This window comes from Variovorax sp. J22R115 (assembly GCF_030317005.1).
Lineage (GTDB): Bacteria > Pseudomonadota > Gammaproteobacteria > Burkholderiales > Burkholderiaceae_C > Variovorax.
Map to the genome: position 1 here is coordinate 105,460 of NZ_JASZYM010000018.1, position 22,203 is coordinate 127,662.

The window sequence follows — 22,203 nt, forward strand, 5'->3', positions numbered from 1 at the left end:
GTTGTTCGTGGCGCCGGATCAGGAGATCGGTTCCATCACGATCTTCTTGTCGTCCAGCCAGATCTGTGCCGGCTTGCCCGCGATGTCGGCGGGCAGCGCGACTTCGACCGTGCGGTAGATGCCTGCGATGGCAACGAGTTGCGCTTCCATGCAGGTCGTGAAGATGCGCGCCTCGGTATTGCCGCGCGCGCCGGCGATCGCCTTGCCACGCAGCGGCGCGTAGACGTGGACGTTGCCGTCGGCGATGACTTCCGCGCCGAAGCTCACGACGGCGGTCACGATCACGTCGCCGCCGCGTGCATAGACCTGCTGGCCGGAGCGCAGCGGGCGGTCGATGACCAGCGTGCCGTTGGCCGGCACCTGCACTTCGCGCACGATCTGCGGTGCTTCGCTCACGGGCTCGGACGGCGGCGCGGGCGCCCGGGTCGTGGGCGTCGGGGCCACCGGCATGGCGGTGACCGAGAGGCCGGCAGCTCGGGCCGCGATGTTCTGGGCATCGCTGCCGCCGCGCACGGCCACAGGCTGCGTCTGGTGACGCGCGAGCAGTCCGCGCAGGGCGGTGAAGTCCAGTTCGACGTCGGCGTCCGAGGACTCTTCGTCCTGCAGTTGCGAGAGATCGATCACCACCGGCTCCTGTTCGAAGAAGTCGGGCGAGTCTGCCAACTGGGCGTCGAGCGCCTCCGCCAGCACATCGAGATCAGCCGTCTTGAGGATGACCGCGATCAGCGGCAGCGTTGCGCTCTTGAATTCGAATACCGCCTTGGTGCGCGCGGCGGAAGCATCGGCCATGGAAAACGTAGGTTCGAAAAGCGTTGGAGTCTAACTGGCACTGGGCTCCGATGGACTCAAACGCCCGAATATGGATGACGGTGCACAACAGCTCTTGCACGAGGTTGCATTTTCCGTCGGACGCAACCTCAGTTGCGGGTGCGTCCGAGCAGCGCGTAGAGCAGGATCGCGCCGAAGGTCGCGGTGCCGATGCCGCCAAGGGCGAACTGGCCGAACTTCAGCGTGAAATCGCCCGTGCCGAGGATCAGCGTGATCGCCGCGACGATCAGGTTCTTGTTCTGGGAGAAGTCCACGCGGTTGTCGACCCAGATCTTGGCGCCCGCCACGGCGATCAAGCCGAACACCACGATGCTCACGCCGCCCATCACCGGCAGTGGAATCGCCTGCACCAGCGCGCCGAACTTGGGGCTGAACCCCAGCACCAGCGCGATCAGCGCCGCGACGACGAACATCGCCGTGGAATAGATCTTGGTGGCCGCCATGACGCCGATGTTCTCGGCGTAGGTCGTCACGCCGGTGCCGCCGAACCCGCCGCTCACCATGGTCGCGATGCCGTCGCCGATGAAGGCGCGGCCCAGGTAGGGGTTGAGATCGCGCCCGGTCATGGCGCCGACCGCCTTCAGGTGGCCGAGGTTCTCCGCCACCAGGATGACCGCCACGGGCGCGATCAGCAGGATGGCATTGACGTCGAACACCGGCGAGGCGAACGTCGGCAGCCCGAACCACGGCGCCGCAGCCAGCGGGCCGAGGTCGATCGGCTTGCCTAGCCCGAGGCCGTTGGTCAGCACCGCATAGATGATGCTCGCGACGATCAGGCCCATGAGGATCAGCAGGCGCTGGATCATCCCGCGCGAGTAGACGGCGATCAGCCCCACGCACAGGAAGGTCAGTGCCTGGATCCAGGTGTCGAAGCCGGTGGGCGCCATGTTCTTGATCGGCACGCTCGCCAGGTTGAGTCCGATCACCGCGACCACCGCGCCGGTGACCACCGGCGGCATCAGTCGCTCGATCCAGTGCACCGCGACGTCCTGCTCCACTTCCTCCACCTCGATGCCTTCGAGCCCGCGCACCGGCGCGCGCTTGATGTGGCGTTCGTTCGTGAAGTGCACCAGCACGCCGATCAGCGTGTAGAGAAGGCCGCAAGCGATGATGCCGCCCAGCGCCACGCCGAGGTTGCCGTTCGGCCCTGAGCCTGCGTAGCCGCTGGCTGCAATCACCACGCCGATGAAGGCGAAGCTCGATCCCAGGTAGCTCGGCACCCGCCCGCCGGTGATGAAGAAGAAGAGCAGCGTGCCGATGCCGCTCATCAGGATCGCGATGTTGGGGTTGAACCCCATCAGGATCGGCGCCAGCACCGTGGCGCCGAACATCGCGATCACGTGCTGAACGCCCATCGCCGTGGTCTGCCCCCAGGAGAGGCGTTCATCGGGCGCGACGATGGTGCCCGCGGTGGCGGCAACCTTGCGCCAGCGGGGAAGGTAGGAATCGCTCATGGTCTTCTTCTCCTCGGTTGTTTGTCTTGTTGGAGGGGTTGGTGGCGGGGGCCGCTCAGCCGCCGCGCGGCGCCAGCACGGCCATGGTGATGCGCGAGACGCAGGTCAGTTCACCCTCTTCGTTGGTCAGGTCGATCTGCCACACCTGCGTGGTGCGGCCCCGGTGCACGGGCCGCGCGGTGCCGGTCACCCAGCCCTTGGTCGCGGACTTGAGATGGTTCGCGTTGATGTCGAGCCCGACCGCGCGATGGCCCTCGGGCGCCGAGTAGTGGGCGCCGCAAGATCCCAGCGTTTCCGCCAGCACCACCGAGACGCCGCCATGGAGGATGCCGTAGGGCTGCCTGGTGCGCTTGTCCACCGGCACTCGTGCGCGGATGAAGTCATCGCCAACTTCGAGAAATTCGATGCCGAGGTTGGACACGGTGGTGTCCACGTGGGTGCGGGTGAGTTCGTCGATCGAAATCTCTTTTTGCCAGATGCGCATGAGGAGGTCTCCAGGTCTGATGGTCCAAAACTATAGCGATTGCCAGCGAAAACGACGCGCTCATTGCTGACAGAACGAGGGCGCGACGCGCCTAAGCTTGCGGAATGACCCGCGCTCGACGATGGTTTGCCGGCTCGCTCGCCGCGGCAGCGTTGCTGCTTGCCGGACTGGTGTTGCTGATCCACTCGAACCTGCCGAGCGACGAAGAATTGGCGGCGGACCTCGGCGCGCGCTTCGAGAGCGCTTCCGGCATCGCGCTGCGCGTGGGCGCGGCGCACTGGGCACTGATGCCTTCGCCTGTCGTGGTGCTGGAGGATCTTTCCACCGCGCAGCCGCGGCCGATCACCGTGCGTCGCATCGTGGTGAGGCCGCATCTCTCCGCGCTGTGGACCCGCAAGATCGCCATCGACGCTATCGAGATCGACGGCGCCGTGCTCCCGCGCACCTCCGTGCGTGCGTTCCGCGGGCGCTGGCAGGCGGACGATGCCGCCATCGTCGTCGCGGGTGCATGGACGCTCGCCGCGATTCCAGTCGAACGCGTGCGCTTGCGCGATGTGGTGTGGATCGACCGCCGCGACATCGCCTTGGCCTACGACGCGGACATCCTCTTCGATCCGCACTGGCGGCCACGCGAGGCGCAACTCAGCCGGTCGGGCGTGACGCCGCCCGCGAACCTGCGCGTCGAGCGCGAGGGCGAACAGGACCGTTGGCGCACGCTCATCGACGTCGGCGGCGGCACGTGGAACGGCAATGCCGCACTGCAGGAACTGGACAAGGGCCGCCTGCGACTGACGGCGCAGTTGGAGCCGAAGGACGTCGACGTCGGCGCGCTGGTGCGCAGCTTCGGCCGGCACAGCGCGGTCGAGGGCAAGCTGCAGGGGCAAACCGCGGTCGATACGGAGGGTGAGAACGTGACGGAAATGATCCGCACATTGCACACGCGCACCCGCTTCAACATCGCGCCGGCGAACCTGACGGGCTTCGATCTCGCCAAGATGGTCAGCACCGGCAGCGGCCGTGGTGGACAGACAAGGCTCGATACCCTCGCCGGCACGCTCGACACGCAAGCCACCGAGGAGGGCGTGATCCTGCGCTACAGCGGCATGAAGGCGCGTTCCGGCGCGCTGATCGCGAGCGGCAGCGCCACCGTCATCAACCGGCGCCTCGACGGCGAAGCGGCGGTCGACATCGTCGACGGCGTGGTCGGCGTGCCGCTCAAGCTCGGTGGCACGCTCGATGCGCCCCAGGTGTCGCTGACCGGGGCCGCTCTCACGGGCGCGGCCGTCGGCACGGCCGTGCTGCCAGGCGTCGGCACCGCGATCGGCGCGCGCATCGGGCAGGAGCTGGACAAGCTGCTCGGCAACGAGGAAGCGAAGAAGAAGCCTCGCTGAGTGCAGCATCCGCCCCTGCTGGCCTCGAAGACAATCCCGGGTTTCGACGATCCAGCCATCCAGAGGTGACCCGCCATGCACGTCAGCTATTCGGTCTTTACGGAAACGAGCTTCTGGTTGATGGTGGTGATTTCCGTCGTGCTGCCCTTCGGCATCTATGGCGTGCTGATCGCCAAGCGGGCCATCTCGCGGAAGACCGTGCTGGTCCTTGGCTTCACGCTGGTGGCGATAGCGGGTGTTGACGTGTTCTTCCTTCAGCGGCTGGCCAACGTCGCGGCCGCCACGCCGTCACTGGCGGATGACGCGCTCTTCGTGTCGGAGGTGCGGGTCGCGCTCTACCTGCTGCCTGCGTTGTTTGCGGGGCTGGGCATCAATGTGATCTCCCACGTTCTGACGACGCATCTGGTCGCTGCGGAGAAGCGGTTCGCGGCGCAGCAGAAGGATGGATCGCGGGCCCCTTGATCTGCATCAAGCCCTGATCTCCTGCAGTTGCTAGCCTCGGAGGCATGGAAGCTGCGCCCACTCTGGCCCTCGCATTGCCTGTCGCTCAGCCGTCGGCCTGGTCGCTGCTCGATGATCCGACCGAGTGGCCGTCCTTCGGTTTGGCGCCGCGCGAAGGCGATGCGACACAACGCTGGGAATCGCACGTCGCCGTCGAGGGCATGCACTGCGCGGCCTGCGCCTTCACCGTCGAGGCGGCGCTGACGCGGGTGCCGGGCGTGATCTCGGCCGAGGTGAATGCCGGCAGCCGCCGCGCACGGGTGGTGTGGTCGGCGGCGGCGGTCAGGCCGTCGCGCTGGTTCGCGGCCTCCGAAGCGGCGGGCTATCGACTGGTGCCGGTCGGTGACATGCAGGCAGGTCCGCGGCGCCAGCGCGAATCGCGGCTCGCGCTCTGGCGTTGGCTGGTCGCGGGGCTGTGCATGATGCAGGTCATGATGTACGCCTACCCGGCCTACATCGCAGAGCCCGGAGACATGACGCCCGATGCCGCGCAACTGCTGCGCTGGGCCTCCTGGGTGCTGACGCTGCCGGTGATGCTGTTCTCCTGCGGCCCGTTCTTCCGCAGCGCCTGGCGCGACCTGCGGCAACGCCGCATCGGCATGGACCTGCCGGTGGCACTCGGCATCGCGATCACATTCATCGTCGGTACGGCGGCCACTTTCGATCCCGCGGGACCGCTCGGCGGCGAGCAGTACTTCGATTCGCTGACGATGTTCGTGTTCTTCCTGCTCACCGGGCGCTGGCTGGAGTCGCGGCTGCGCGATCGCACCGCCGGCGCCCTCGACGCATTGATGAACCGCCTGCCGGACAGCGTGCTTCGGCGCAACGCCGACGGTGTGTTCGAGCGCATCCCGGTGCGGCGACTCGCGGTCGGCGACATCCTGCGCATCCTGCCCGGCGAGGCCTTTCCGGCCGACGGATGCGTGGTCGCCGGCGACACCTCGGCCGACGAAGCGCTGATGACCGGCGAATCGCGTCCGGTGCCGCGACCTTGCGGCGCGCGGGTGCTGGCGGGCAGCCAGAACGTCGGCGCGATGGTCGAGCTGCGCGTGGAGGCACTCGGTGCGGATACGCGCTTCGCCCAGATCGTCGCGTTGATGGAAAGCGCATCGCTGCAGAAGCCTCGCCTCGCCCGGCTCGCCGATCGTGCCGCACGGCCTTTCCTGCTGGCGGTGCTGGCTGCGGCCCTGGGCGCAGGCGTCTGGTGGTGGCACGTGGATCCGGGCAAGGCGCTGATGGTCGCGGTGTCGGTGCTGATCGTGACCTGCCCCTGCGCGCTGTCGCTGGCCACGCCGGCTGCGATGCTCGCGAGCGCCGGCGCGCTGGCGCGAAGCGGGGTGCTGGTGCGCAACCTGCAGGCGCTCGAGGCACTGGCCGCGGTCGACACCGTGGTGTTCGACAAGACCGGCACGCTGACGCGCGACACGCCGCGACTGGATCGCGTCTACAGCCGCCGCGGTGTGCGCCCGGGCGATGCCGTGGAATTGGCAGCCTCGCTGGCCGCGCAGTCGCTGCACCCCGCATCGCGCGCGCTGGTGCGGGCCTGGGACGAGCAGCATCGCGTGCCGCCCGAGTGGACCGTGCCGCGGCTCGCCGAGCGGGCAGGAGAAGGCCTCGCGGGTTCCGTGCGCCGATCCGCCGATGGGCCGGAGCGCGCACTGCTGCTGGGCTCGGCCGCACTCTGCGGCGTCGCGCCGCTGCCGGTGCAGGCCGCACAGACGCATCTCGCCGACGACGAGGGATGGGTCGCCAGCTTCGTGCTGGCCGAGGATCTGCGCGAGGACGCCGAAGCTGCGATGTCCACACTGGGCGCGCAGGGCCTGTCGGTGTGGCTGCTGTCGGGCGACCGCGGCGCGGCGGTGAAGGAGGTGGCGCAGCGAGCCGGCATCGACCTGGCAGTCGGCGACTGCACGCCCGAGGACAAGTTGCGCCACCTGACGGATCTGCAGGGCGGCGGCTGCACCGTCGCGATGGTGGGCGACGGCCTCAACGACGGGCCCGTGCTGGCGCATGCGCATGCGTCCTTCGCCTTCGGCCGCGCGGTGCCGCTCGCGCAGGCGAATGCCGACTTCGTCGTTCTCGGCGAATCGCTGGCGCTCATTCCGGCTGCCATCGTGCGGGCGCGGCGCACTCTGCGCGTGGTGCGGCAGAACCTCGGCTGGGCGGCGGGCTACAACGCGGTCTGTGTCCCGCTCGCGATCGGCGGCTGGTTGCCGCCTTGGCTCGCGGGGCTGGGTATGGCCGCGAGTTCGCTGGTGGTGGTGCTCAACGCCGCGCGACTGGCCGGGCAAGGCAGAGCCCCCTGATGGACATCCTGTTCCTGCTCATTCCGTTTTCGGTCGTGCTGGTGCTGTTCATCATCGCCGGGCTCTGGTGGGCCGTGGACCGTGGGCAATTCGACAACGTCGACGGCGAGGGCGAGCGCGTTCTGCGCAACGATTGACCTGCATCAAAGAGACACGCACGCGGCGCCGGGACACTGAGCCCCAGTCACACAACAAGGCTCTGCGATGCATGCTTCGAGTTCTCCCGCGCCGGTCTACAGCGACACCGTCGTGCGGCAATTCGCCCTCATGTCCGTCGTGTGGGGAGTGGTGGGCATGCTGGTCGGCGTCGTCATCGCCTCGCAGCTGGCCTGGCCCGATCTCAACCTCGGCATCCCCTGGCTCAGCTACGGGCGACTGCGTCCGCTGCACACCAACGCGGTGATCTTCGCCTTCGGCGGCTGCGCGCTGATGGCCACCAGCCTTCACGTGGTGCAGCGCACCTGCCAGGTCCGACTGTTCGCGCCGGGGCTCGCTTCCTTCGTGTTCTGGGGCTGGCAGGCGGTCATCGTGGCCGCGGCGATCACCCTCCCGCTGGGCTACACCAGCGGCAAGGAATACGCCGAACTCGAATGGCCGATCGACATCCTGATCGCGCTGGTCTGGGTGGCCTACGCCATCGTGTTCTTCGGCACCATCGGCATTCGCAAGGTGCGCCACATCTACGTGGCGAACTGGTTCTACGGCGCCTTCATCATCGCGGTGGCGCTGCTGCACATCGTCAACAGCGCGGCCATTCCGGCGGGCGCGATGAAGAGCTATTCGGCCTACGCCGGCGTGCAGGACGCGATGGTGCAGTGGTGGTACGGCCATAACGCGGTCGGCTTCTTCCTCACGGCCGGCTTCCTCGGGATGATGTACTACTACGTGCCCAAGCAGGCGGGCCGCCCGGTGTACTCGTACCGCCTCTCGATCGTGCACTTCTGGGCGCTGATCTTCACCTACATGTGGGCCGGTCCGCACCACCTGCACTACACCGCGTTGCCGGACTGGACGCAGTCGATCGGCATGGTGTTCTCGCTGATCCTGCTGGCGCCGAGCTGGGGCGGGATGATCAACGGCGTGATGACGCTCTCGGGCGCCTGGCACAAGCTGCGCACCGATCCGATCCTGCGCTTCCTTATCGTCTCGCTGTCCTTCTACGGCATGGCGACTTTCGAGGGTCCGATGATGTCGATCAAGACGGTCAACGCGCTCTCGCACTACACGGATTGGACCGTCGGCCACGTGCATTCCGGCGCCCTCGGCTGGGTCGGCCTCATCTCGATGGGCTCGCTCTACTACCTGATCCCGCGCATGTACGGCCGCACCGAGATGTTCAGCGTGAAGGCCATCGAGCTGCACTTCTGGATGTCGACCATCGGCATCGTGCTCTACATCGCAGCGATGTGGATCGCCGGCGTCATGCAAGGGCTGATGTGGCGCTCGGTCAATGTCGACGGCACGCTCACCTACACCTTCGTCGAAAGCGTGAAGGCCACCTATCCGTACTACGTGGTGCGCGTGCTCGGCGGCGTGCTGTACCTGGGCGGCATGCTCGTGATGGCCTGGAACGTCTGGATGACGGTGATCGCAGGCTTCAGCAGGCCATCGCCGATCCCGCAGACCGCCATCGCCCACGCCTGAGGACCACGCCATGAGTTCGAACAATCCAGGGTCCGGCTTCTCGCACCAGAAGATCGAGACCAACAACTTCCTGATGATCGTGCTGATCCTGCTGGTGATCGCGGTCGGCGGCCTGGTCGAGATCGTGCCGTTGTTCTTCCAGAAGTCGACCACCGAGGCGGTGCAGGGCGTCCAGCCGCTGACACCGCTGCAACTGGCCGGCCGCGACATCTACGTGCGCGAAGGCTGCTACAACTGCCACTCGCAGATGATCCGGCCGTTCCGCGCCGAGACGCTGCGCTATGGCCACTACTCCGTGGCCGGCGAGTTCGTCTACGACCACCCCTTCCAGTGGGGAAGCAAGCGCACCGGTCCCGATCTGCACCGCGTGGGCGGCAAGTACAGCGACGAGTGGCACCGCATTCACCTGAACAACCCGCGCGACGTGGTGCCCGAGTCGAACATGCCTGCCTATGGCTGGCTCGAGAAGACGCCGCTCGACGCCACGCAGTCCGCGACCCACATGACCGCGCTGCGGCGGATCCGCGTGCCCTACACCGACGAGCAGATCGCCGCGGCCGCCGTCGAGGTCAAGGGCAAGACCGAAATGGATGCCATGGTGGCCTACCTGCAGTCGCTCGGCCTGGCACTCAAGTAAAGGACAAGCGCGATGGACAGCATCACCACTCTGCGGATCGCGGCCACGCTGGCGTCGTTCGCCTGCTTCATCGGCATCCTGGCCTGGGCATTCTCGGGCCGCCGTGCGAAAGCCTTCGAGGAGGCTGCTCGACTGCCCTTCGAGGAGGACCCGTCGTGAGCGATTTCATCAACGACTTCTGGTCGCAGTTCGTCACCGTCATCGCGGTCGGCAGCATCCTGGCCTGCGGGCTCCTGCTCTGGCTCACCGCGCGCTTCCGGGGGCCGTCCACCGGGGACAACACCACCGGCCACGTCTGGGACGAAGACCTGCGCGAGATGAACAACCCGATGCCGCGCTGGTGGATGGGCCTGTTCGTCCTGACCATCGTCTTCGGCCTCGGCTACCTGGCCGTGTTTCCGGGTCTGGGCAGCTACCGCGGCACACTCGCCTGGACCACCTCGGGCGAGTATGCGAAGGAGATGGAGCAGGCGAACACCGAGCTGACGCCGGTCTATGCCGCCTACACCTCCGAGCCCGTCGAGCGCCTGGCCACCGATCCCGGCGCCATGGCGATCGGCGAGCGCCTGTTCCTCAACAACTGCGCGCAGTGCCATGCCTCCGACGCGCGTGGCAGCAGGGGCTTCCCGAACCTGACCGATCGCGACTGGCTGCACGGCGGCACACCCGAGAAGATCCGCGAGACCATCACCCACGGCCGCACCGGCGTGATGCCGCCCATGGGCGAGGCGATAGGCTCGGCGGACGACGTGAAGAACCTCGCGAACTACGTCCTGAGCCTGTCAGGCAGCCCGCACGACTCGGTGCGCGCGGGCCTCGGCAAGAGCAAGTTCACTGCCTGCGCCGCCTGCCACGGCATCGGCGGCGTCGGCAACACCGCGGTCGGCGCGCCGAACCTGGCCGACAAGATCTGGCTGCACGGCTACGGCCAGGAGGCGATCATCGCGATCGTCAACGGCGGCAAGACCAACCAGATGCCGGCGCAGCAGGGGCGCCTGACCGAAGCGCAGATCCACGTGCTGACCGCCTACGTCTGGGGCCTGTCGAGCAAGCCGGACGTCGCGGCGGCCCAGTGACCGGACCCGTGCCATGAGCCGCGTGCATCAGGTGATCCCCATCGTTCCGGCCGCCAAGGCCGAAGAGAAGGGCGTCGGCCTCTACGCCGCCCACCAGAAGGTCTACACGCGCAGCGTCAGCGGAGTCTTCGCGCGTTGGCGCTGGGCCATGGTGTTCGTGACCCAGCTCGTGTTCTACGGGCTGCCCTGGCTCGAATGGGGCCAGCGCCAGGCGGTGCTGTTCGACCTCTCCGCGCGGCGCTTCTTCATCTTCGGGCTGGTGCTCTATCCGCAGGACCTGATCTACCTCACTGGCCTGCTGGTGGTCTCGGCGCTGTCGCTGTTTCTCTTCACCGCAGTGGCGGGCCGGCTGTGGTGCGGCTATGCCTGCCCGCAGACGGTCTACTCCCAGATCTACATGTGGGTGGAGCAGAGAATCGAAGGCAGCCGCATCGTGCGCATGCGCATGGACAAGGGCGGGTTCTCGACCGAGAAGGTGATCAAGAAGTGCTTCAAGCATGCGGTGTGGATCGCGATCGGCCTGTGGACCGGCTTCAGCTTCGTGGGCTACTTCACGCCGATCCGCGAGCTGGGCGCGTCCATGCTGCACGCCACCATGGGTTCCTGGGAGATCTTCTGGGTGCTGTTCTACGGCTTCGCGACCTACGGCAATGCGGGCTTCATGCGCGAGCAGGTGTGCAAGTACATGTGTCCCTATGCGCGCTTCCAGAGCGCGATGTTCGATCGCGACACGCTGATCGTCAGCTACGACGCGGCTGTCGGCGAACCCCGCGGCGTGCCGGCGAAGGGACGCGCCGACAGCGCGCCCGCACTCGGCCACTGCGTCGACTGCAAGCTGTGCGTTCAGGTGTGCCCCACGGGCATCGACATCCGCAACGGCCTGCAGCAGGAATGCATCGGCTGCGGGCTCTGCGTCGATGCGTGCAACATCGTGATGAAGAAGACGGCGCAGCCGCCGGGCCTGATCCGCTACGCGACCCAGAACGGCATGGCCAACCGCTGGACGTCGCGCCAGGTTCTGCAGCGCGTGCTGCGGCCCCGCGTGCTGGTCTACGGTGCGCTGCTCGCGGCGTTGTCCATCGGCCTGTTCGCCAGTCTCGTGGCGCGCATGCCGCTGAAGGTCGACGTGGTGCGCGACCGCGCCGCGCTGGCGCGCATCGTCGACGGCGGCCAGATCGAGAACGTGTACCGCCTGCAGATCATGAACGCGACCGAAGAGATGCAGCGCTACCGCATCGAGGCCAGCGGCCTCGATCGCCTGGAGGTGGCCTCGGAGCAGCTCGTCGATGTCGCGCCTGCGGAATCGCGCTGGGTGGCGGTGCGCCTGCGGCTGCCCTTCGGCGCGGCGGCGGCCGGTTCGCACGAGGTGTATTTCGACGTCCACTCGGAGGACGGCCGGGGCCACGTGTCCGAGAAGGCCGTGTTCCTGGTTCCCCGATGAAGCCGCGCTCTCCCGAAGGATCGAAATGACCGACAGCAATCGCAAAGACGACGCAACCCCGTCCGGCCCGCCGTGGTGGCGCTTTCCCCTGGTGTGGATGGTGATAGGCGGGCCCGGCGTGGTCGTCGTCGCCAGCTTCGTCACGCTGTGGCTGGCGCTGGGCACGCCCGATCCGGTGGTGGACCCAGACTACTACCGCAAGGGCGTGGAGATCAACCGAACGCTGGTCGACAAGAGGCTGATGCCGGCGGTGGCCGGGCGAAATCACGCGGCCACGCCGGGGATCGACTTGGCAGTGCCAGCCAGGAACTGAGAGCGGGGCTCAGCAGCCCGGAGGATTGACGATGCGGTGTAGCGCATCGGGGTCGACGATGCGGACATTGCGCTGCTCGACCTCGACCAGGCCATCGGCCGCGAACTTCGACAAGGTGCGACTCACGGTCTCCAGCTTGAGCCCCAGATAGCTGCCGATTTCCTCACGCGTCATGCGCAGCACCAGTTCCGAACGCGAGAAGCCGCGCGCGTGCAGACGCTGCACCAGGTTCAGCAGGAAGGCGGCCAGACGTTCCTCGGCGCGCATGCTGCCCAGCAGCAGCATCACGCCTTGCTCGCGCACGATCTCGCGGCTCATGATCTGGTGCACGTGGCGCTGCAGCGCCGTGACTTCGCGTGATAGCTCCTCGATGCGGTCGAAGGGCATCGTGCACACCTCCGAATCCTCCAGCGCCACGGCGTCGCAGCTGTGGTGGCCGCTGACGATGCCGTCGAGACCGATGATCTCGCCCGCCATCTGGAAGCCGGTGACCTGCTCGCGCCCGTCCTCGCTCGCGAGGCGGGTCTTGAACACGCCGGTGCGGATGGCGTAGAGCGATGTGAAGTCCTCGCCATTGTGGAACAGCGTTTCGCGCCGCTTGACCTTGCGCCGCGTGGCGACGAGGTCATCGATGCGCTGCAGCTCGCTCGGACTGAGGCCCACCGGCATGCACAGCTCACGCAGATTGCAGTTGGAGCAGGCGACCTTTATGTGTTGAGGTGTCATGGATGCAGTCAGGGGTCGTGCGCGCATTGTCGGGCGGCGGGCGAGCGCCATGCTTGATGCAGATCAAGGTTTGCGGGCCGGGTCGGGGCCATAGTGGCTCATTGCCTGCAGTTTCCCACCGTTTTCCGCCGTACGCGATGCTCCCTGCCCCCGCTCCAGCCCGCACGCCGACCTTTGCGATGCCGTCGCCCTCCGCGCTGAGGCGTTTCGACATCCCCGGTCCGCGCTACACCTCCTACCCCACAGCCGACCGTTTTGTCGACGCCTTCGCCGCCGACACCTACGCGCAGGTGCTCGAGCAGCGCGGCGGGGCCGGCGCCGGTGCGCGTGCGCTCTCGCTGTACGTGCACATCCCGTTCTGCGAATCGCTCTGCTACTACTGCGCCTGCAACAAGATCGTGACCCGCCACAAGGGCAAGGGCCGCGAGTACCTGGACTACCTGGCGCGCGAGGTCTCGCTGCAGGTCGAAAAGCTGGGCCGCGGCGCCATGGTCCGCCAGCTGCACCTGGGCGGCGGCACGCCGACCTTCGTCGATGACGACGGCCTGCGCGAACTCATGGCGCTGCTGCGAGACAACTTCACGCTGACCGAGGACGGCGAGCATTCGATCGAGATCGATCCGCGCACCGTCGACCGCCAGCGGCTCGCGACGCTGGCCGAACTCGGCTTCAACCGCCTGAGCTTCGGCGTGCAGGATTTCGACCCCGAGGTGCAGCGTGCGGTGCACCGCATCCAGCCTGCCGGGCAGGTGTTCGACCTGATGCTGGATGCGCGCAGCCTCGGCTTCGACTCGGTCAACGTCGACCTGATCTACGGCCTGCCGCAGCAGAGCGCCGCGTCCTTCGACCGCACGCTGGAGCAGGTCTGCGCGCTGCGGCCCGACCGCATCGCGCTCTATGCCTACGCGCACCTGCCCGAACGCTTCAAGCCGCAGCGCCGCATCGCGACCGAATCGCTGCCCGACGCAGCGGCCAAGGTCGAGATGCTGTCGCGCTCGATCGCCGCGTTCACCGCGGCGGGTTATGTCTACATCGGCATGGACCACTTCGCGCTGCCGGACGACGCGCTCGCGGTGGCCAAGCGGCAGGGCAGGTTGCATCGCAATTTCCAGGGCTACAGCACGCAGCCGGACTGCGATCTGGTGGCGCTCGGCGTGTCGGCCATCGGCCGTGTCGGCGCCACCTACAGCCAGAACGCGAAGACGCTCGAGGAGTACTACGACTTGCTCGACCAGGGCCGGCTGCCCGTGGTGCGCGGCCTGGCGCTGTCGCGCGACGACGTGCTGCGGCGCGCGGTCATCATGGCGATCATGTGCCAGGGGAGGGTCGACTTCGAGGCCATCGGCGCGGCGCATCTGATCGACTTCCGGCATTTCTTCGCCGCCGAACTCGCGGCGCTCGATTTGCTCGCGGCCGAGGGCTTCGTGCGCATGAGCCAACGCGACATCGAAGTCACGCCGCTCGGGTGGTTCTTCGTGCGCGCGATCGCGATGGTGTTCGACCGCTACCTGCAGGCCGACCGCAAGACGCGCTTCTCGCGCATCGTCTGATCCCATGCAGGCGGCGCTGCTCGGTACCGCGTTCCTGATGGGCGTGGGCGGCGGCCCGCACTGCGTGGCCATGTGCGGGGCCGCATGCGAGGGAGTGGTCCGTATCGTGCGCGTCGTGCCCTCAGGTGGCGCCGCACCCATCGCGGCCGCGCAGCCCTCCGTGCCCGCGGGTGCGTGGTTCCACGTGGGGCGTGTACTCGGCTACGCCAGCGCAGGCGCCGTCGCGGCCGCTGCGGCCGAGGGCCTCGCGCTCGCCAGCGGGCAGGTCGCCGCGCTGCGCCCTGCGTGGATGCTGCTGCACGTGTTCGTGTTCGCTTGGGGACTGCTGCTCGCGGCGACCGGCCGGCAGCCGCTGTGGGCACGCTGGGCCGCAGGGCGCGCGCAGCGCTTGCCCGGCCGCAGCGCCCTCGGTGTGCTGGCGAGCGGGGCGCTGTGGGTCGCGATGCCCTGCGGCCTGCTGTACTCGGCACTGATGCTCGCTGCGCTGGCCAATGGGGTGCTCGCGGGCGCCGGCGTCATGGCGCTGTTCGCCGCAGGCAGTGCGCTGTCGCTGCTGCTCGCGCCCTACCTCTGGCGGCGCCTGTGCTCGGGGTCAGGCTGGGTGCCGCAGCACTGGGGCACGCGGCTCGCCGGTGCGCTGCTCGCCGCGATGGCCCTGCAGGCGGTGTGGATGGACCTGCAAGACCAGATCGCGATCTGGTGCCGTTGAGGCCTCTGCTTGATCGCGGTCAACACGACACGGGTCCATCTGTCCAACACTGGGTTCTTCCCATCAGGAGAGCCCATCATGTTCAAGAAGATCCTGGTCGCGACCGACGGCTCCGAACTGTCGGAGAAGGCCGTCGAGAGCGCCATCGGCCTGGCCCGGCACCATGGCGCCGAGCTGGTCGCCTTCACCGTGGCCCGACGGGAGCCCAAGAGCTACATGGACGGCGCAATGAACAACGTGGCCGCCGATGACACCGATCGACGGCGCCTCGAAAGGGCGCAGGCGCTGGTCGATGCCATCGGCGCGCGTGCCCTCGCGCGTGGCGTGTCCTGCCGTGCACTGGTGAGCCATTCCAGCCAGGTGGCGGACGCCATCATCGTGGCCGCCGAGAAACAGCAGAGCGAGTTGATCGTGATGGCTTCGCACGGCCGCAACGGGCTCGGTCGCCTGCTGCTCGGCAGCGAGACGCAGCACGTGCTGACCTACTCCTCATTGCCCGTGCTCGTGCTTCGGTAGCGCTGCGTCCCGGAACGCGTCCCAGTCGGAGGCTTAGAACTTGTAGGTCACCGACAGGTACGGAACGATCGGATTGACCTTGAGGCGCGACTCGCTCATGGCGACCGGCACGCCTGCCACCGTGGTCGTCAGTTTGGCCGTGGTCTTCAGCGGGATGTACGACACCGAGAAGGACATGCCCCAGTGCTGGTCGAACTGGTAGGCGGCGCCGAGATTGAACACCGGGGCGAAAGAGCTGTCGAGGTCAGCCGTGGTGGCCGACCTGCCGGCGGGAATGCCCACGCGGCTGGCCAGGGCGCCCTGCAAGCCGGGGGTGAGCTTCACGTCGCTGTACCAGACGTAGGTCGCGCCCAGGCCGACGAAGGGACGCAGCTTGGCGTCGCCTTCGAGGAAGTAGTACTTGGCCAGCAGCGTCGGACTCCATTGGCGTGCTTCACCGAGTTCGCCGATCGGGCCCAGCGTGCCGGTGCCCTGGAGCCTGAACTTCGGCGGAACGCCGATCACGCCTTCGACCGCCCAGTGGCTGTCGATGAAATACTGGGCGTTGAGGCCGAGCGTGTCGGAGCTGTCGACGCTGGCGCCGGAACCGGGCACGACGGCGGGGCGCGGCGCCGTGAAGGTCAGGGGTTCGCTCGAATCCTGGGGTGCGAAATGGAGCCAGCCGGCGCCGACTTGCCAGTCGCCAGCCTTTTGTGCCAGTGCGCTGCCCGATCCCAATGCGGCAACCGCGGCCAGCGCAAACAGTCTTGTCTTCATCATCAAAGTCTCATCAGTTCAGGTTAGGGGAGTCTTTAGGATACGGTACCGTTCATTTAGTTTGCCGCGCCCTGTCGCCTGTGCAACAAAGGCCGGCGAGTCGTGCATCGAAACCGAGCCAGTGCTCACTTTACCCCTCTGAGAGCCGAAGCTTGGCGAAGCCCAAGCTTCGGTGACCCACAATCGCCGCGTGCCGCACCTGCTCCTCGCCCGCCCGACCATCGTTCAGCGCGTAGTGCTTGCCCTGCTGGGCGCGTTCTTCCTGGTCTGGCTGGCGCTGCTGGCGTACATCTACATCGAGTTCCGACAGGCGCTCGCCGTGGACCAGGGCCTGAAGAAGCTGGGGCGGGCGCTCACGGCGGCGCTGGCGGAGGTCCGGGACGACGCCGAAGCCGGCGTGGTGATGACCGCCACGGCCACCCAGTTCCAGACCCTGCGCATCAGCGGCAACCCCGCCGGCAGCGTGCTGATGGAACTGCGCGACCGGCAGGGCGGATTGATCCACGCGTCGCCCGCGCTGGGCAGGCAAGTTCTGGACGGACGGCAGGGCGAGGTGATCGACCAGCAGATCGACGGCCAGACCTACTGGGTCTATCGACGTGACACCGGGCGCTGGTCGTTGCAGTTGGCGGAGCCCCGGATCACCGGCATGTGGATCCTCGAGCGCAATGCGGGGCGCGTGCTGCCGTACCTGCTGCTGGCCTTTCCGCTGATCCTGCTGCCGGTCTGGCTGGCGGTGAAGCTCGGGCTGCGCCCGTTGCAGCGGCTGGCCGATCGCATTGCCGAACGCGGCACGGCCGATCTCTCGCCCATCGGCATGGATCCGAAGTACGCGGAGCTCAAACCGCTCATCGCGGCACTGGAGCGCATGCTGGCCCAGCTCCGAGGCACGATGGAGCGTGAACGCGCCTTCGTGCATGACGCGGCCCACGAGCTCCGGACTCCGATGGCGGTCATCGCCGCCCAGGCGCATGCGCTTTCCGGCGCAGGCAGCAGCGAGGAGCGGGAGCGCGCGCAGGTGCACTTGGAACAGGCCATCGAGCGTGCCTCCCACCTGACGCAGCAATTGCTAGAACTCGCCTCGCTGGATGACGCGCATCAGCGGTTGCCGAAATCCGTCGACGTGGCGCAATGGGCGCGTCAGATCCTCGCCCAGGCGGCGCCGCGGGCACTGGCACGCGGCATCGAGTTGACGCTCGACGCGCCCGACAGCCTCGAAGCGCAGATCGATGTGCCCGCGTTCCAGTCGATCCTGGAGAACCTGTTGAACAACGCGATCCGCTACGTGCACGACGGTGCTCAGGTGGTGGTCACGCTGCGCAGCGATGACGAGCGCCTGACCCTGTCCGTCGAAGACGACGGACCCGGCATCGCCGAGTCGGACCACGAGCGCGTGTTCGAGCGCTTCCACCGCGGCGTGGGCCACGACACACCCGGCTCGGGGCTCGGGCTGGCGATCGTCAAGCAGGCGGTCTCGCGCATGGGTGGATGCGTCGCGGTGTCGCAGGGACTGGCCCGGCGCGGCGTCGGCTTCCACGTGTCGCTGGTCTTGGGCGGGGCCGGGTAGATCGAGCGGGCGTTAACATGATTCGAGCGGCGAACCCGCCGCCTGCCTGCCAACCGGACTCAACACTGGAGCGAACATGATTGGAAGATTCCTTGTCGTCGTCCTTGCCGCCACGCTGCTGGCAGCCTGCGCGAACACGGCGACGGTCAAGACCGACTTCGACCCCAAGGCCCAGTTCGGCAGCTTTCGCAGCTACAGCTGGATCACATCCGGAAGCGGCAGCGAATCCGTGATGCCCCAGAGCGTCGTCGCGGGCATCGACGCACGGCTGCAGGCCGCGGGATGGAAACGCGTCGCCGAAGGCGACGTGCATGTCGCGGCGCACGTGACCCGCGTGCAGGGCCAGACCTTCAACAACTTCTACAGTGGCATCGGCCACGACCTCAACTGGCTCGGCATCGGCAGCGGCTGGCCGGGCTACGCGACGATGTCGGTCGACAACTATGAAAAGGGCACGCTGGTGGTCGACATGTTCGACGCTCGCACCAAGCGGGCGGTCTGGCGCGGCAGCGCCAGCGGGGTCCTGCCCGACGATCCCTCGCGCGTGAACGCCGCGGTGCAATCGGCGCTCGACAGGCTGTTTGCCGGCTTCCCGCCGGGGGGCACGTCCTCGCGGTGAAGCTCAGGGGCCTCCAAACGCGTAGCGAAGCCCGCCGCTGAACAGCCAGTTCTTCCAGCCGGCCGTGCCGGTGTTTTGCTGCCAGGCGACGTCCGCATAGACGGAGAGTCGCTTGCTCACCATCCCGCTCACCCCACCGCCGACCTGCCAGCCGCTTCCGAACTTGCCGAGCTGGAAGTTGGTGGCTCCGATCACAACGGTCCCGGGGTCGCTCGCGCCATAGAGATAGTTCAGCTTGAGATAGGGCGTCACGCGCGTACCCGATCCCGTCTCGATCGGACGCGTCAGTCGCGCGCCGACACGCCAAACACTCTGGCGCTGGTTCCCAAGGCTGGTATTGATGCAGTCGGCATCCCTGAAGTCGTCGAACCGGACCTGCTGCCAGACGTACTGGAGTTGAGGCTCGATCTCGAAGCCCGTGGACGCGATGGGGAGGGCATAGCCGACCTCGGCCGAGGCCGCATAGGTGCGCCCGTCGGAGTTGGCGACATCGCCGCCGAAATAGGCCGCCGATGTTGTCCTGGACTTGAGATCGCCCGCGGACAGGATGAAGTCCGCGTACCAACCCTGGCGATCCAGGTAGGTCGCGATCGCCGACAGGGTGCGTGTATCGGCGTTCGTTTCGCTGGCGCCATCCAGGGGCGCGTCGGGAGACAGCTTCGACTTGCCAAGGCTCAGCGCGCCTCCCACTCGCCATACGCCCGCATCGTCCTTTCTGAGCAGCGCACTGCCGCCCACCTGGAAGGCGGTGTAGTCCTGCTTCGCATCGAAGCCGTAGTTGCCAAAGCTGAGGTTCGTCCGGTAGTCGAATGACGAGCCATAGATGCGGGCAAAGCCCTCGAACTGCCCAAGGGCGCCCATGCGCTCCGAATCGCGAACTTCACCCAGCCTTCGATGCAGGCTGTCCAGGTCCTGCAGGCCGGCATTGAGCATGGCACCCGGCATCGTCAGGTAGGAAGCGACCTGTGGCGCGACCAGTGGGCGTTCGAAGTCGGAGATGGTCTCGGGCTTGTCAACATCCGGGCGCGGAGGCGGCGGCAGAGGCGGCGGAGGCGGGTCAGGTGCGGGAGACGGCGGAGGCGGCTCAGGCGCGGGAACCGGGGGAGGCGGTGCCGGTGGGGGCGGAGGGGGGCCGGGCGGTGGTGGCGGCGGTGGCGGCTCCGGAATGCTGCTCCCAATCGGCCGCGTGAGCCGGTAGTCCCAAGCCAGCCGGATTCCCGACAAGACTCTGCGATGGCGCTGCCGCGCCGTTCTGCGAGCCCGGTCCAAAGGGGTAAAGCCTGTATTGGTAGGGTGTGCCGCCCGTCACGTACCCATGCTCCAGAAGGAAAGTGGTCGGTGTCGAACTTCCGGCGACCTGGATGATGGAGACGCCGGTGTCCGGCAAGACGTCGTCCACGCTTTCTGCGCCGAGCACGTTCCGCGTGACGCGGCTTCCCGCAACGCGATTGGCCACATCGATCAGGGCCTGACGGGTCGCCGGAGAAGGATCGATCAGCGTAGCGAAGTTGACCAGCGTGGCGCCGCTCGCATTGCCGCGCACGAGAAGCCGATCGGTGATCTGCGCCGAGATCGGGCCTTGAAGTCCTCATCGAGCAGCGCACCCATCAACAGCTTGCTTCCGACGCCGCCCTGGTAGTTGCCGGAAACGAGCAGCACATTGCCGAACTGCAGTCCTCCGGTCATGGCGATCACGCCTTTGTTCACCATCGAGCCATCCAACTGCACGATGGACGGCAGCGTGGCGTCCGGATAGGCAAAGCCCCTTCCGACCTAGACGTACCCATTGTTGGTGAGCGCACCGGTCAGCCGGCTGTCGTAGGCCGCGAGCGATGCCAGAGGTCCGACCGTGATGGTGTCTGCGATCAGCACTGCTCCCGCGTTGCCTGGCGCCCCGATGGCGAGCACCCCGGTGCTGACCGTGCTTGTCTTTGCCTCGGTCCTTCCGAGCAGCGTCCAGCGATCCCCGACCATGTCGAGGGCTCCGAAGCTGAGGAAGTCGTTGCGTGCCGAGCCGGCGCCCTGAAAAATGACGCGGCTCGTGCCGCCACCGAGAGCAGGCCCATCGAGCAAGGCGCCGGTCTGCATCGTCAGCTTGCCATTGCCCGTTTCGAACCAGACGGACGCGGTGCCCCCTCTGATCGTGCCGGCCGTCGTGATGTCGGCAGAGCCGTTTCGCGTGTGGACACCGTACGTCGCCCCGCTGATCAATGCGCCCGCCGTGTTGACGAGCTGACCGCCGGTGCTGAAGTCGACGCCGATGCCGCCACTGGCTTGAACCGTGCCGGTATTGCTCATCGTCTGCGAGCCATTGACGAACTGCACGCCGTAGGCCGTGCCGCTCACCCGTGCGCCCGCGGTATTCTGGAAGTTGAGGTTGCCGCCTTCCAGTCGCACACCGGCGCCATTGCTGGCCGTGATGGTTCCGCTGTTGGTCGCGGCATCGTTCGCGTTGAGGAGGTAGATGCCATGGGTGCCGCCGGCGATCAGGCCTCCCGCCTCGTTGGTCACGGTTCCTCCCGCCCGGAACTGAACACCGGGGCCCACCGAGGCATTGATCGATCCGTAGTTGTCCAGCGCGCCTTGCGCGTTGACGATGGTCAGCCCGCCGCCGACCCCGCTGACCGAGCCAGCGACCTGATTCGCCAGCCGGGTACCTGCTTGCAGATACACGGCGTAGGTGTTGGCGTCGAGACTCGTCAGGCTCCCGTTGTTGTTGACTTGCCAGGCTCGGTTTTGTCCGAACAGTGCCTGCCCACTGTTCACGCTCACCGTGGTGTTCGGCAGCACATTGACGAACTGGCTGCTGTTCGGGTTGTTCTGGCTGTCGAGCTGAACAGTGCTCGTGTAGCTTCCGCTCACGGTGACATCCGCGAGCGTCGATCCCGCAGAACAGGCAAGCATCGCCGCGGCTATCGCCACCGCTCTCCGAGGGAATGCGTCTACCGGCTGAAGCATGGGCATGCCTTTCTGGTCGAGCGCCCCATCCTAGCGACGGGCCTCGACGAGGTCACCCGGTAGCGTGGCGATTTAACGTCACCTCTAGGCCAGTTCGCGAGCCTCCAACTCCAGGGCCAGCGCGGCCGCATCGGTGAACTCGTACGCCTGCAGACCGGCGCGCAACGCACCGACCACATTGGCTTCGACATCGTCGATGAACAGCGTCTCGCCGGGCGACACGCTCAATGCCTCCACGCAGCGCAGATAAGCCTGCGGCGCCGGCTTCGTCGCGCCGAACGAGGCCGTGGCGTGGATCGTGTCGCCGAACAGCGCCGCCACTTCGGGGCAGAGCCTGTCCATGTGCAGGGCGAGCAGGCGGCAGTTGTTGGTGAGGATCGCGATCCTGCAGCGCGTGGAGACAGTCCGCGCCATCCCGAGCACCTCCGCATCCAGCGTCATGGCCGCACGCCGCGCGTCCAGCCAGGCGTCGAGCGTCACGGGGCTTCCCAGGAGCCGGCCGAGCTCATCGAGGTAGTCCTCATCGCCGATCAGGCCCGCGTCCGCGCGTGACTCCAGTCCGGTTCCCCAGATGGCATGGCGCACCGCTTCGGTGCTCTGGAGCGTCGACGAGGCCAGACGGTCGACGCGCACCGACCGGTCGTAGTGGCAGAGCACGCCATCCAGGTCGAACAGCACCAGGGAGATCGATGCAGTCATGAGCCCGTCCGGCCTGGCCTCTGGCTGG

25 protein-coding genes are annotated in these 22,203 nt (G+C 67.3%); 15 read left to right on the forward strand and 10 right to left on the reverse strand.

What is annotated here, in order from left to right; translation table 11 throughout:
• Positions 1 to 18: 18 nt before the first annotated feature.
• The 3 genes from minC to QTI04_RS27825 form a co-directional block, all read right to left on the reverse strand.
• On the reverse strand, positions 19 to 789 hold the full coding sequence (minC, locus tag QTI04_RS27815) for a septum site-determining protein MinC (protein ID WP_286600532.1): 771 nt from the start codon (positions 787 to 789) through the stop codon (positions 19 to 21).
• Between the two features lie 128 nt (positions 790 to 917).
• Positions 918 to 2,282, reverse strand: a complete 1,365-nt coding sequence (locus QTI04_RS27820; RefSeq protein ID WP_286600533.1) for a solute carrier family 23 protein — start codon at positions 2,280 to 2,282, stop codon at positions 918 to 920.
• 55 nt (positions 2,283 to 2,337) lie between these two features.
• Entirely contained in the window at positions 2,338 to 2,766 is a 429-nt protein-coding gene (locus QTI04_RS27825) for a PaaI family thioesterase (RefSeq protein WP_286600534.1), read from the reverse strand.
• A 104-nt stretch (positions 2,767 to 2,870) separates the two neighbouring features.
• On the opposite strand from QTI04_RS27825, the gene QTI04_RS27830 reads away from it, so the two are divergent.
• The 10 genes from QTI04_RS27830 to QTI04_RS27875 all read left to right on the forward strand — a co-directional run bounded on the left by QTI04_RS27830 (position 2,871) and on the right by QTI04_RS27875 (position 12,075).
• Positions 2,871 to 4,157 carry an AsmA-like C-terminal region-containing protein gene (locus QTI04_RS27830; RefSeq protein WP_286618405.1) on the forward strand — a complete coding sequence of 429 codons (1,287 nt, stop codon included), beginning with the start codon at positions 2,871 to 2,873 and terminating at the stop codon, positions 4,155 to 4,157.
• A 75-nt stretch (positions 4,158 to 4,232) separates the two neighbouring features.
• Positions 4,233 to 4,619 carry a hypothetical protein gene (locus QTI04_RS27835; RefSeq protein ID WP_286600536.1) on the forward strand — a complete coding sequence of 129 codons (387 nt, stop codon included), beginning with the start codon at positions 4,233 to 4,235 and terminating at the stop codon, positions 4,617 to 4,619.
• Positions 4,620 to 4,663: 44 nt separating this feature from the next.
• On the forward strand, positions 4,664 to 6,964 hold the full coding sequence (locus tag QTI04_RS27840; RefSeq protein WP_286618406.1) for a cation-translocating P-type ATPase: 2,301 nt from the start codon (positions 4,664 to 4,666) through the stop codon (positions 6,962 to 6,964).
• Positions 6,964 to 7,101 (forward strand): cbb3-type cytochrome oxidase assembly protein CcoS, encoded by a 138-nt coding sequence (gene ccoS / locus QTI04_RS27845; RefSeq protein WP_286600540.1) that lies wholly within the window; start codon positions 6,964 to 6,966, stop codon positions 7,099 to 7,101. Before QTI04_RS27840 ends, ccoS begins: the two co-directional genes overlap by 1 nt.
• Positions 7,102 to 7,168: 67 nt before the next feature.
• Positions 7,169 to 8,608: a cytochrome-c oxidase, cbb3-type subunit I gene (gene ccoN / locus QTI04_RS27850; RefSeq protein WP_286600542.1), complete on the forward strand. Its 1,440-nt coding sequence runs from the start codon at positions 7,169 to 7,171 to the stop codon at positions 8,606 to 8,608.
• Between the two features lie 10 nt (positions 8,609 to 8,618).
• On the forward strand, positions 8,619 to 9,245 hold the full coding sequence (ccoO, locus tag QTI04_RS27855; protein ID WP_286618408.1) for a cytochrome-c oxidase, cbb3-type subunit II: 627 nt from the start codon (positions 8,619 to 8,621) through the stop codon (positions 9,243 to 9,245).
• Positions 9,246 to 9,257: 12 nt separating this feature from the next.
• On the forward strand, positions 9,258 to 9,404 hold the full coding sequence (locus QTI04_RS27860; protein ID WP_286600547.1) for a cbb3-type cytochrome c oxidase subunit 3: 147 nt from the start codon (positions 9,258 to 9,260) through the stop codon (positions 9,402 to 9,404).
• Positions 9,401 to 10,321: a cytochrome-c oxidase, cbb3-type subunit III gene (gene ccoP / locus QTI04_RS27865; RefSeq protein ID WP_286618410.1), complete on the forward strand. Its 921-nt coding sequence runs from the start codon at positions 9,401 to 9,403 to the stop codon at positions 10,319 to 10,321. The genes QTI04_RS27860 and ccoP overlap by 4 nt, the downstream gene beginning before the upstream one ends.
• 13 nt (positions 10,322 to 10,334) lie before the next feature.
• The gene (gene ccoG / locus QTI04_RS27870) at positions 10,335 to 11,762 is read left to right on the forward strand and encodes a cytochrome c oxidase accessory protein CcoG (protein WP_286618411.1); all 1,428 of its coding nucleotides are present in this window, start codon (positions 10,335 to 10,337) and stop codon (positions 11,760 to 11,762) included.
• 25 nt (positions 11,763 to 11,787) lie between these two features.
• A complete protein-coding gene (locus QTI04_RS27875) occupies positions 11,788 to 12,075 on the forward strand; it encodes a FixH family protein (protein WP_286618413.1) in 288 nt (95 codons plus the stop codon).
• A gap of 9 nt (positions 12,076 to 12,084) precedes the next feature.
• On the opposite strand, the gene fnr is transcribed toward QTI04_RS27875, so the two are convergent.
• Positions 12,085 to 12,801 carry a fumarate/nitrate reduction transcriptional regulator Fnr gene (gene fnr, locus QTI04_RS27880; protein WP_286600553.1) on the reverse strand — a complete coding sequence of 239 codons (717 nt, stop codon included), beginning with the start codon at positions 12,799 to 12,801 and terminating at the stop codon, positions 12,085 to 12,087.
• A gap of 179 nt (positions 12,802 to 12,980) precedes the next feature.
• Between fnr and hemN the strand changes: the two genes are divergently transcribed.
• The 3 genes from hemN to QTI04_RS27895 all read left to right on the forward strand — a co-directional run bounded on the left by hemN (position 12,981) and on the right by QTI04_RS27895 (position 15,576).
• On the forward strand, positions 12,981 to 14,351 hold the full coding sequence (hemN, locus tag QTI04_RS27885) for an oxygen-independent coproporphyrinogen III oxidase (RefSeq protein ID WP_286618414.1): 1,371 nt from the start codon (positions 12,981 to 12,983) through the stop codon (positions 14,349 to 14,351).
• Positions 14,352 to 14,355: 4 nt separating this feature from the next.
• Positions 14,356 to 15,060 (forward strand): sulfite exporter TauE/SafE family protein, encoded by a 705-nt coding sequence (locus tag QTI04_RS27890; protein WP_286618415.1) that lies wholly within the window; start codon positions 14,356 to 14,358, stop codon positions 15,058 to 15,060.
• 78 nt (positions 15,061 to 15,138) lie between these two features.
• The gene (locus QTI04_RS27895; RefSeq protein WP_286600557.1) at positions 15,139 to 15,576 is read left to right on the forward strand and encodes a universal stress protein; all 438 of its coding nucleotides are present in this window, start codon (positions 15,139 to 15,141) and stop codon (positions 15,574 to 15,576) included.
• Between the two features lie 33 nt (positions 15,577 to 15,609).
• Here the strand turns inward: QTI04_RS27895 and QTI04_RS27900 are convergent, their stop codons facing one another.
• The gene (locus QTI04_RS27900; protein ID WP_286600801.1) at positions 15,610 to 16,332 is read right to left on the reverse strand and encodes an OmpW family protein; all 723 of its coding nucleotides are present in this window, start codon (positions 16,330 to 16,332) and stop codon (positions 15,610 to 15,612) included.
• A gap of 172 nt (positions 16,333 to 16,504) precedes the next feature.
• Here QTI04_RS27900 and QTI04_RS27905 point away from each other — a divergent pair, with 172 nt between their 5' ends.
• Positions 16,505 to 17,899 carry a HAMP domain-containing sensor histidine kinase gene (locus QTI04_RS27905; protein WP_286618417.1) on the forward strand — a complete coding sequence of 465 codons (1,395 nt, stop codon included), beginning with the start codon at positions 16,505 to 16,507 and terminating at the stop codon, positions 17,897 to 17,899.
• Positions 17,900 to 17,975: 76 nt separating this feature from the next.
• Positions 17,976 to 18,518 (forward strand): DUF4136 domain-containing protein, encoded by a 543-nt coding sequence (locus tag QTI04_RS27910; protein ID WP_286618419.1) that lies wholly within the window; start codon positions 17,976 to 17,978, stop codon positions 18,516 to 18,518.
• Between the two features lie 3 nt (positions 18,519 to 18,521).
• Here QTI04_RS27910 and QTI04_RS27915 read toward each other — a convergent pair whose 3' ends face one another.
• The 5 genes from QTI04_RS27915 to QTI04_RS27935 form a co-directional block, all read right to left on the reverse strand.
• Positions 18,522 to 19,697: an autotransporter outer membrane beta-barrel domain-containing protein gene (locus QTI04_RS27915; protein WP_286618432.1), complete on the reverse strand. Its 1,176-nt coding sequence runs from the start codon at positions 19,695 to 19,697 to the stop codon at positions 18,522 to 18,524.
• The gene (locus tag QTI04_RS27920; protein ID WP_286618433.1) at positions 19,603 to 20,061 is read right to left on the reverse strand and encodes a hypothetical protein; all 459 of its coding nucleotides are present in this window, start codon (positions 20,059 to 20,061) and stop codon (positions 19,603 to 19,605) included. Before QTI04_RS27920 ends, QTI04_RS27915 begins: the two co-directional genes overlap by 95 nt.
• The gene (locus QTI04_RS27925) at positions 20,013 to 20,228 is read right to left on the reverse strand and encodes a hypothetical protein (protein WP_286618420.1); all 216 of its coding nucleotides are present in this window, start codon (positions 20,226 to 20,228) and stop codon (positions 20,013 to 20,015) included. The genes QTI04_RS27920 and QTI04_RS27925 overlap by 49 nt, the downstream gene beginning before the upstream one ends.
• A 63-nt stretch (positions 20,229 to 20,291) precedes the next feature.
• Positions 20,292 to 21,380 carry a hypothetical protein gene (locus QTI04_RS27930; protein ID WP_286618421.1) on the reverse strand — a complete coding sequence of 363 codons (1,089 nt, stop codon included), beginning with the start codon at positions 21,378 to 21,380 and terminating at the stop codon, positions 20,292 to 20,294.
• Positions 21,381 to 21,560: 180 nt separating this feature from the next.
• Positions 21,561 to 22,175, reverse strand: a complete 615-nt coding sequence (locus QTI04_RS27935) for an HAD family phosphatase (protein WP_286600562.1) — start codon at positions 22,173 to 22,175, stop codon at positions 21,561 to 21,563.
• Positions 22,176 to 22,203: the final 28 nt, after the last annotated feature.

Excerpts from the sequence above, each read along its gene's own strand:
- minC (WP_286600532.1), bottom strand. The coding sequence starts at position 789 with ATGGCCGATGCTTCCGCCGCGCGCACCAAGGCGGTATTCGAATTCAAG.
- QTI04_RS27820 (WP_286600533.1), bottom strand. The coding sequence starts at position 2,282 with ATGAGCGATTCCTACCTTCCCCGCTGGCGCAAGGTTGCCGCCACCGCG.
- QTI04_RS27825 (WP_286600534.1), bottom strand. The coding sequence starts at position 2,766 with ATGCGCATCTGGCAAAAAGAGATTTCGATCGACGAACTCACCCGCACC.
- QTI04_RS27830 (WP_286618405.1), top strand. The coding sequence starts at position 2,871 with ATGACCCGCGCTCGACGATGGTTTGCCGGCTCGCTCGCCGCGGCAGCG.
- QTI04_RS27835 (WP_286600536.1), top strand. The coding sequence starts at position 4,233 with ATGCACGTCAGCTATTCGGTCTTTACGGAAACGAGCTTCTGGTTGATG.
- QTI04_RS27840 (WP_286618406.1), top strand. The coding sequence starts at position 4,664 with ATGGAAGCTGCGCCCACTCTGGCCCTCGCATTGCCTGTCGCTCAGCCG.
- ccoS (WP_286600540.1), top strand. The coding sequence starts at position 6,964 with ATGGACATCCTGTTCCTGCTCATTCCGTTTTCGGTCGTGCTGGTGCTG.
- ccoN (WP_286600542.1), top strand. The coding sequence starts at position 7,169 with ATGCATGCTTCGAGTTCTCCCGCGCCGGTCTACAGCGACACCGTCGTG.
- ccoO (WP_286618408.1), top strand. The coding sequence starts at position 8,619 with ATGAGTTCGAACAATCCAGGGTCCGGCTTCTCGCACCAGAAGATCGAG.
- QTI04_RS27860 (WP_286600547.1), top strand. The coding sequence starts at position 9,258 with ATGGACAGCATCACCACTCTGCGGATCGCGGCCACGCTGGCGTCGTTC.
- ccoG (WP_286618411.1), top strand. The coding sequence starts at position 10,335 with ATGAGCCGCGTGCATCAGGTGATCCCCATCGTTCCGGCCGCCAAGGCC.
- QTI04_RS27875 (WP_286618413.1), top strand. The coding sequence starts at position 11,788 with ATGACCGACAGCAATCGCAAAGACGACGCAACCCCGTCCGGCCCGCCG.
- fnr (WP_286600553.1), bottom strand. The coding sequence starts at position 12,801 with ATGACACCTCAACACATAAAGGTCGCCTGCTCCAACTGCAATCTGCGT.
- hemN (WP_286618414.1), top strand. The coding sequence starts at position 12,981 with ATGCCGTCGCCCTCCGCGCTGAGGCGTTTCGACATCCCCGGTCCGCGC.
- QTI04_RS27890 (WP_286618415.1), top strand. The coding sequence starts at position 14,356 with ATGCAGGCGGCGCTGCTCGGTACCGCGTTCCTGATGGGCGTGGGCGGC.
- QTI04_RS27895 (WP_286600557.1), top strand. The coding sequence starts at position 15,139 with ATGTTCAAGAAGATCCTGGTCGCGACCGACGGCTCCGAACTGTCGGAG.
- QTI04_RS27900 (WP_286600801.1), bottom strand. The coding sequence starts at position 16,332 with ATGAAGACAAGACTGTTTGCGCTGGCCGCGGTTGCCGCATTGGGATCG.
- QTI04_RS27910 (WP_286618419.1), top strand. The coding sequence starts at position 17,976 with ATGATTGGAAGATTCCTTGTCGTCGTCCTTGCCGCCACGCTGCTGGCA.
- QTI04_RS27925 (WP_286618420.1), bottom strand. The coding sequence starts at position 20,228 with ATGGTGAACAAAGGCGTGATCGCCATGACCGGAGGACTGCAGTTCGGC.
- QTI04_RS27935 (WP_286600562.1), bottom strand. The coding sequence starts at position 22,175 with ATGACTGCATCGATCTCCCTGGTGCTGTTCGACCTGGATGGCGTGCTC.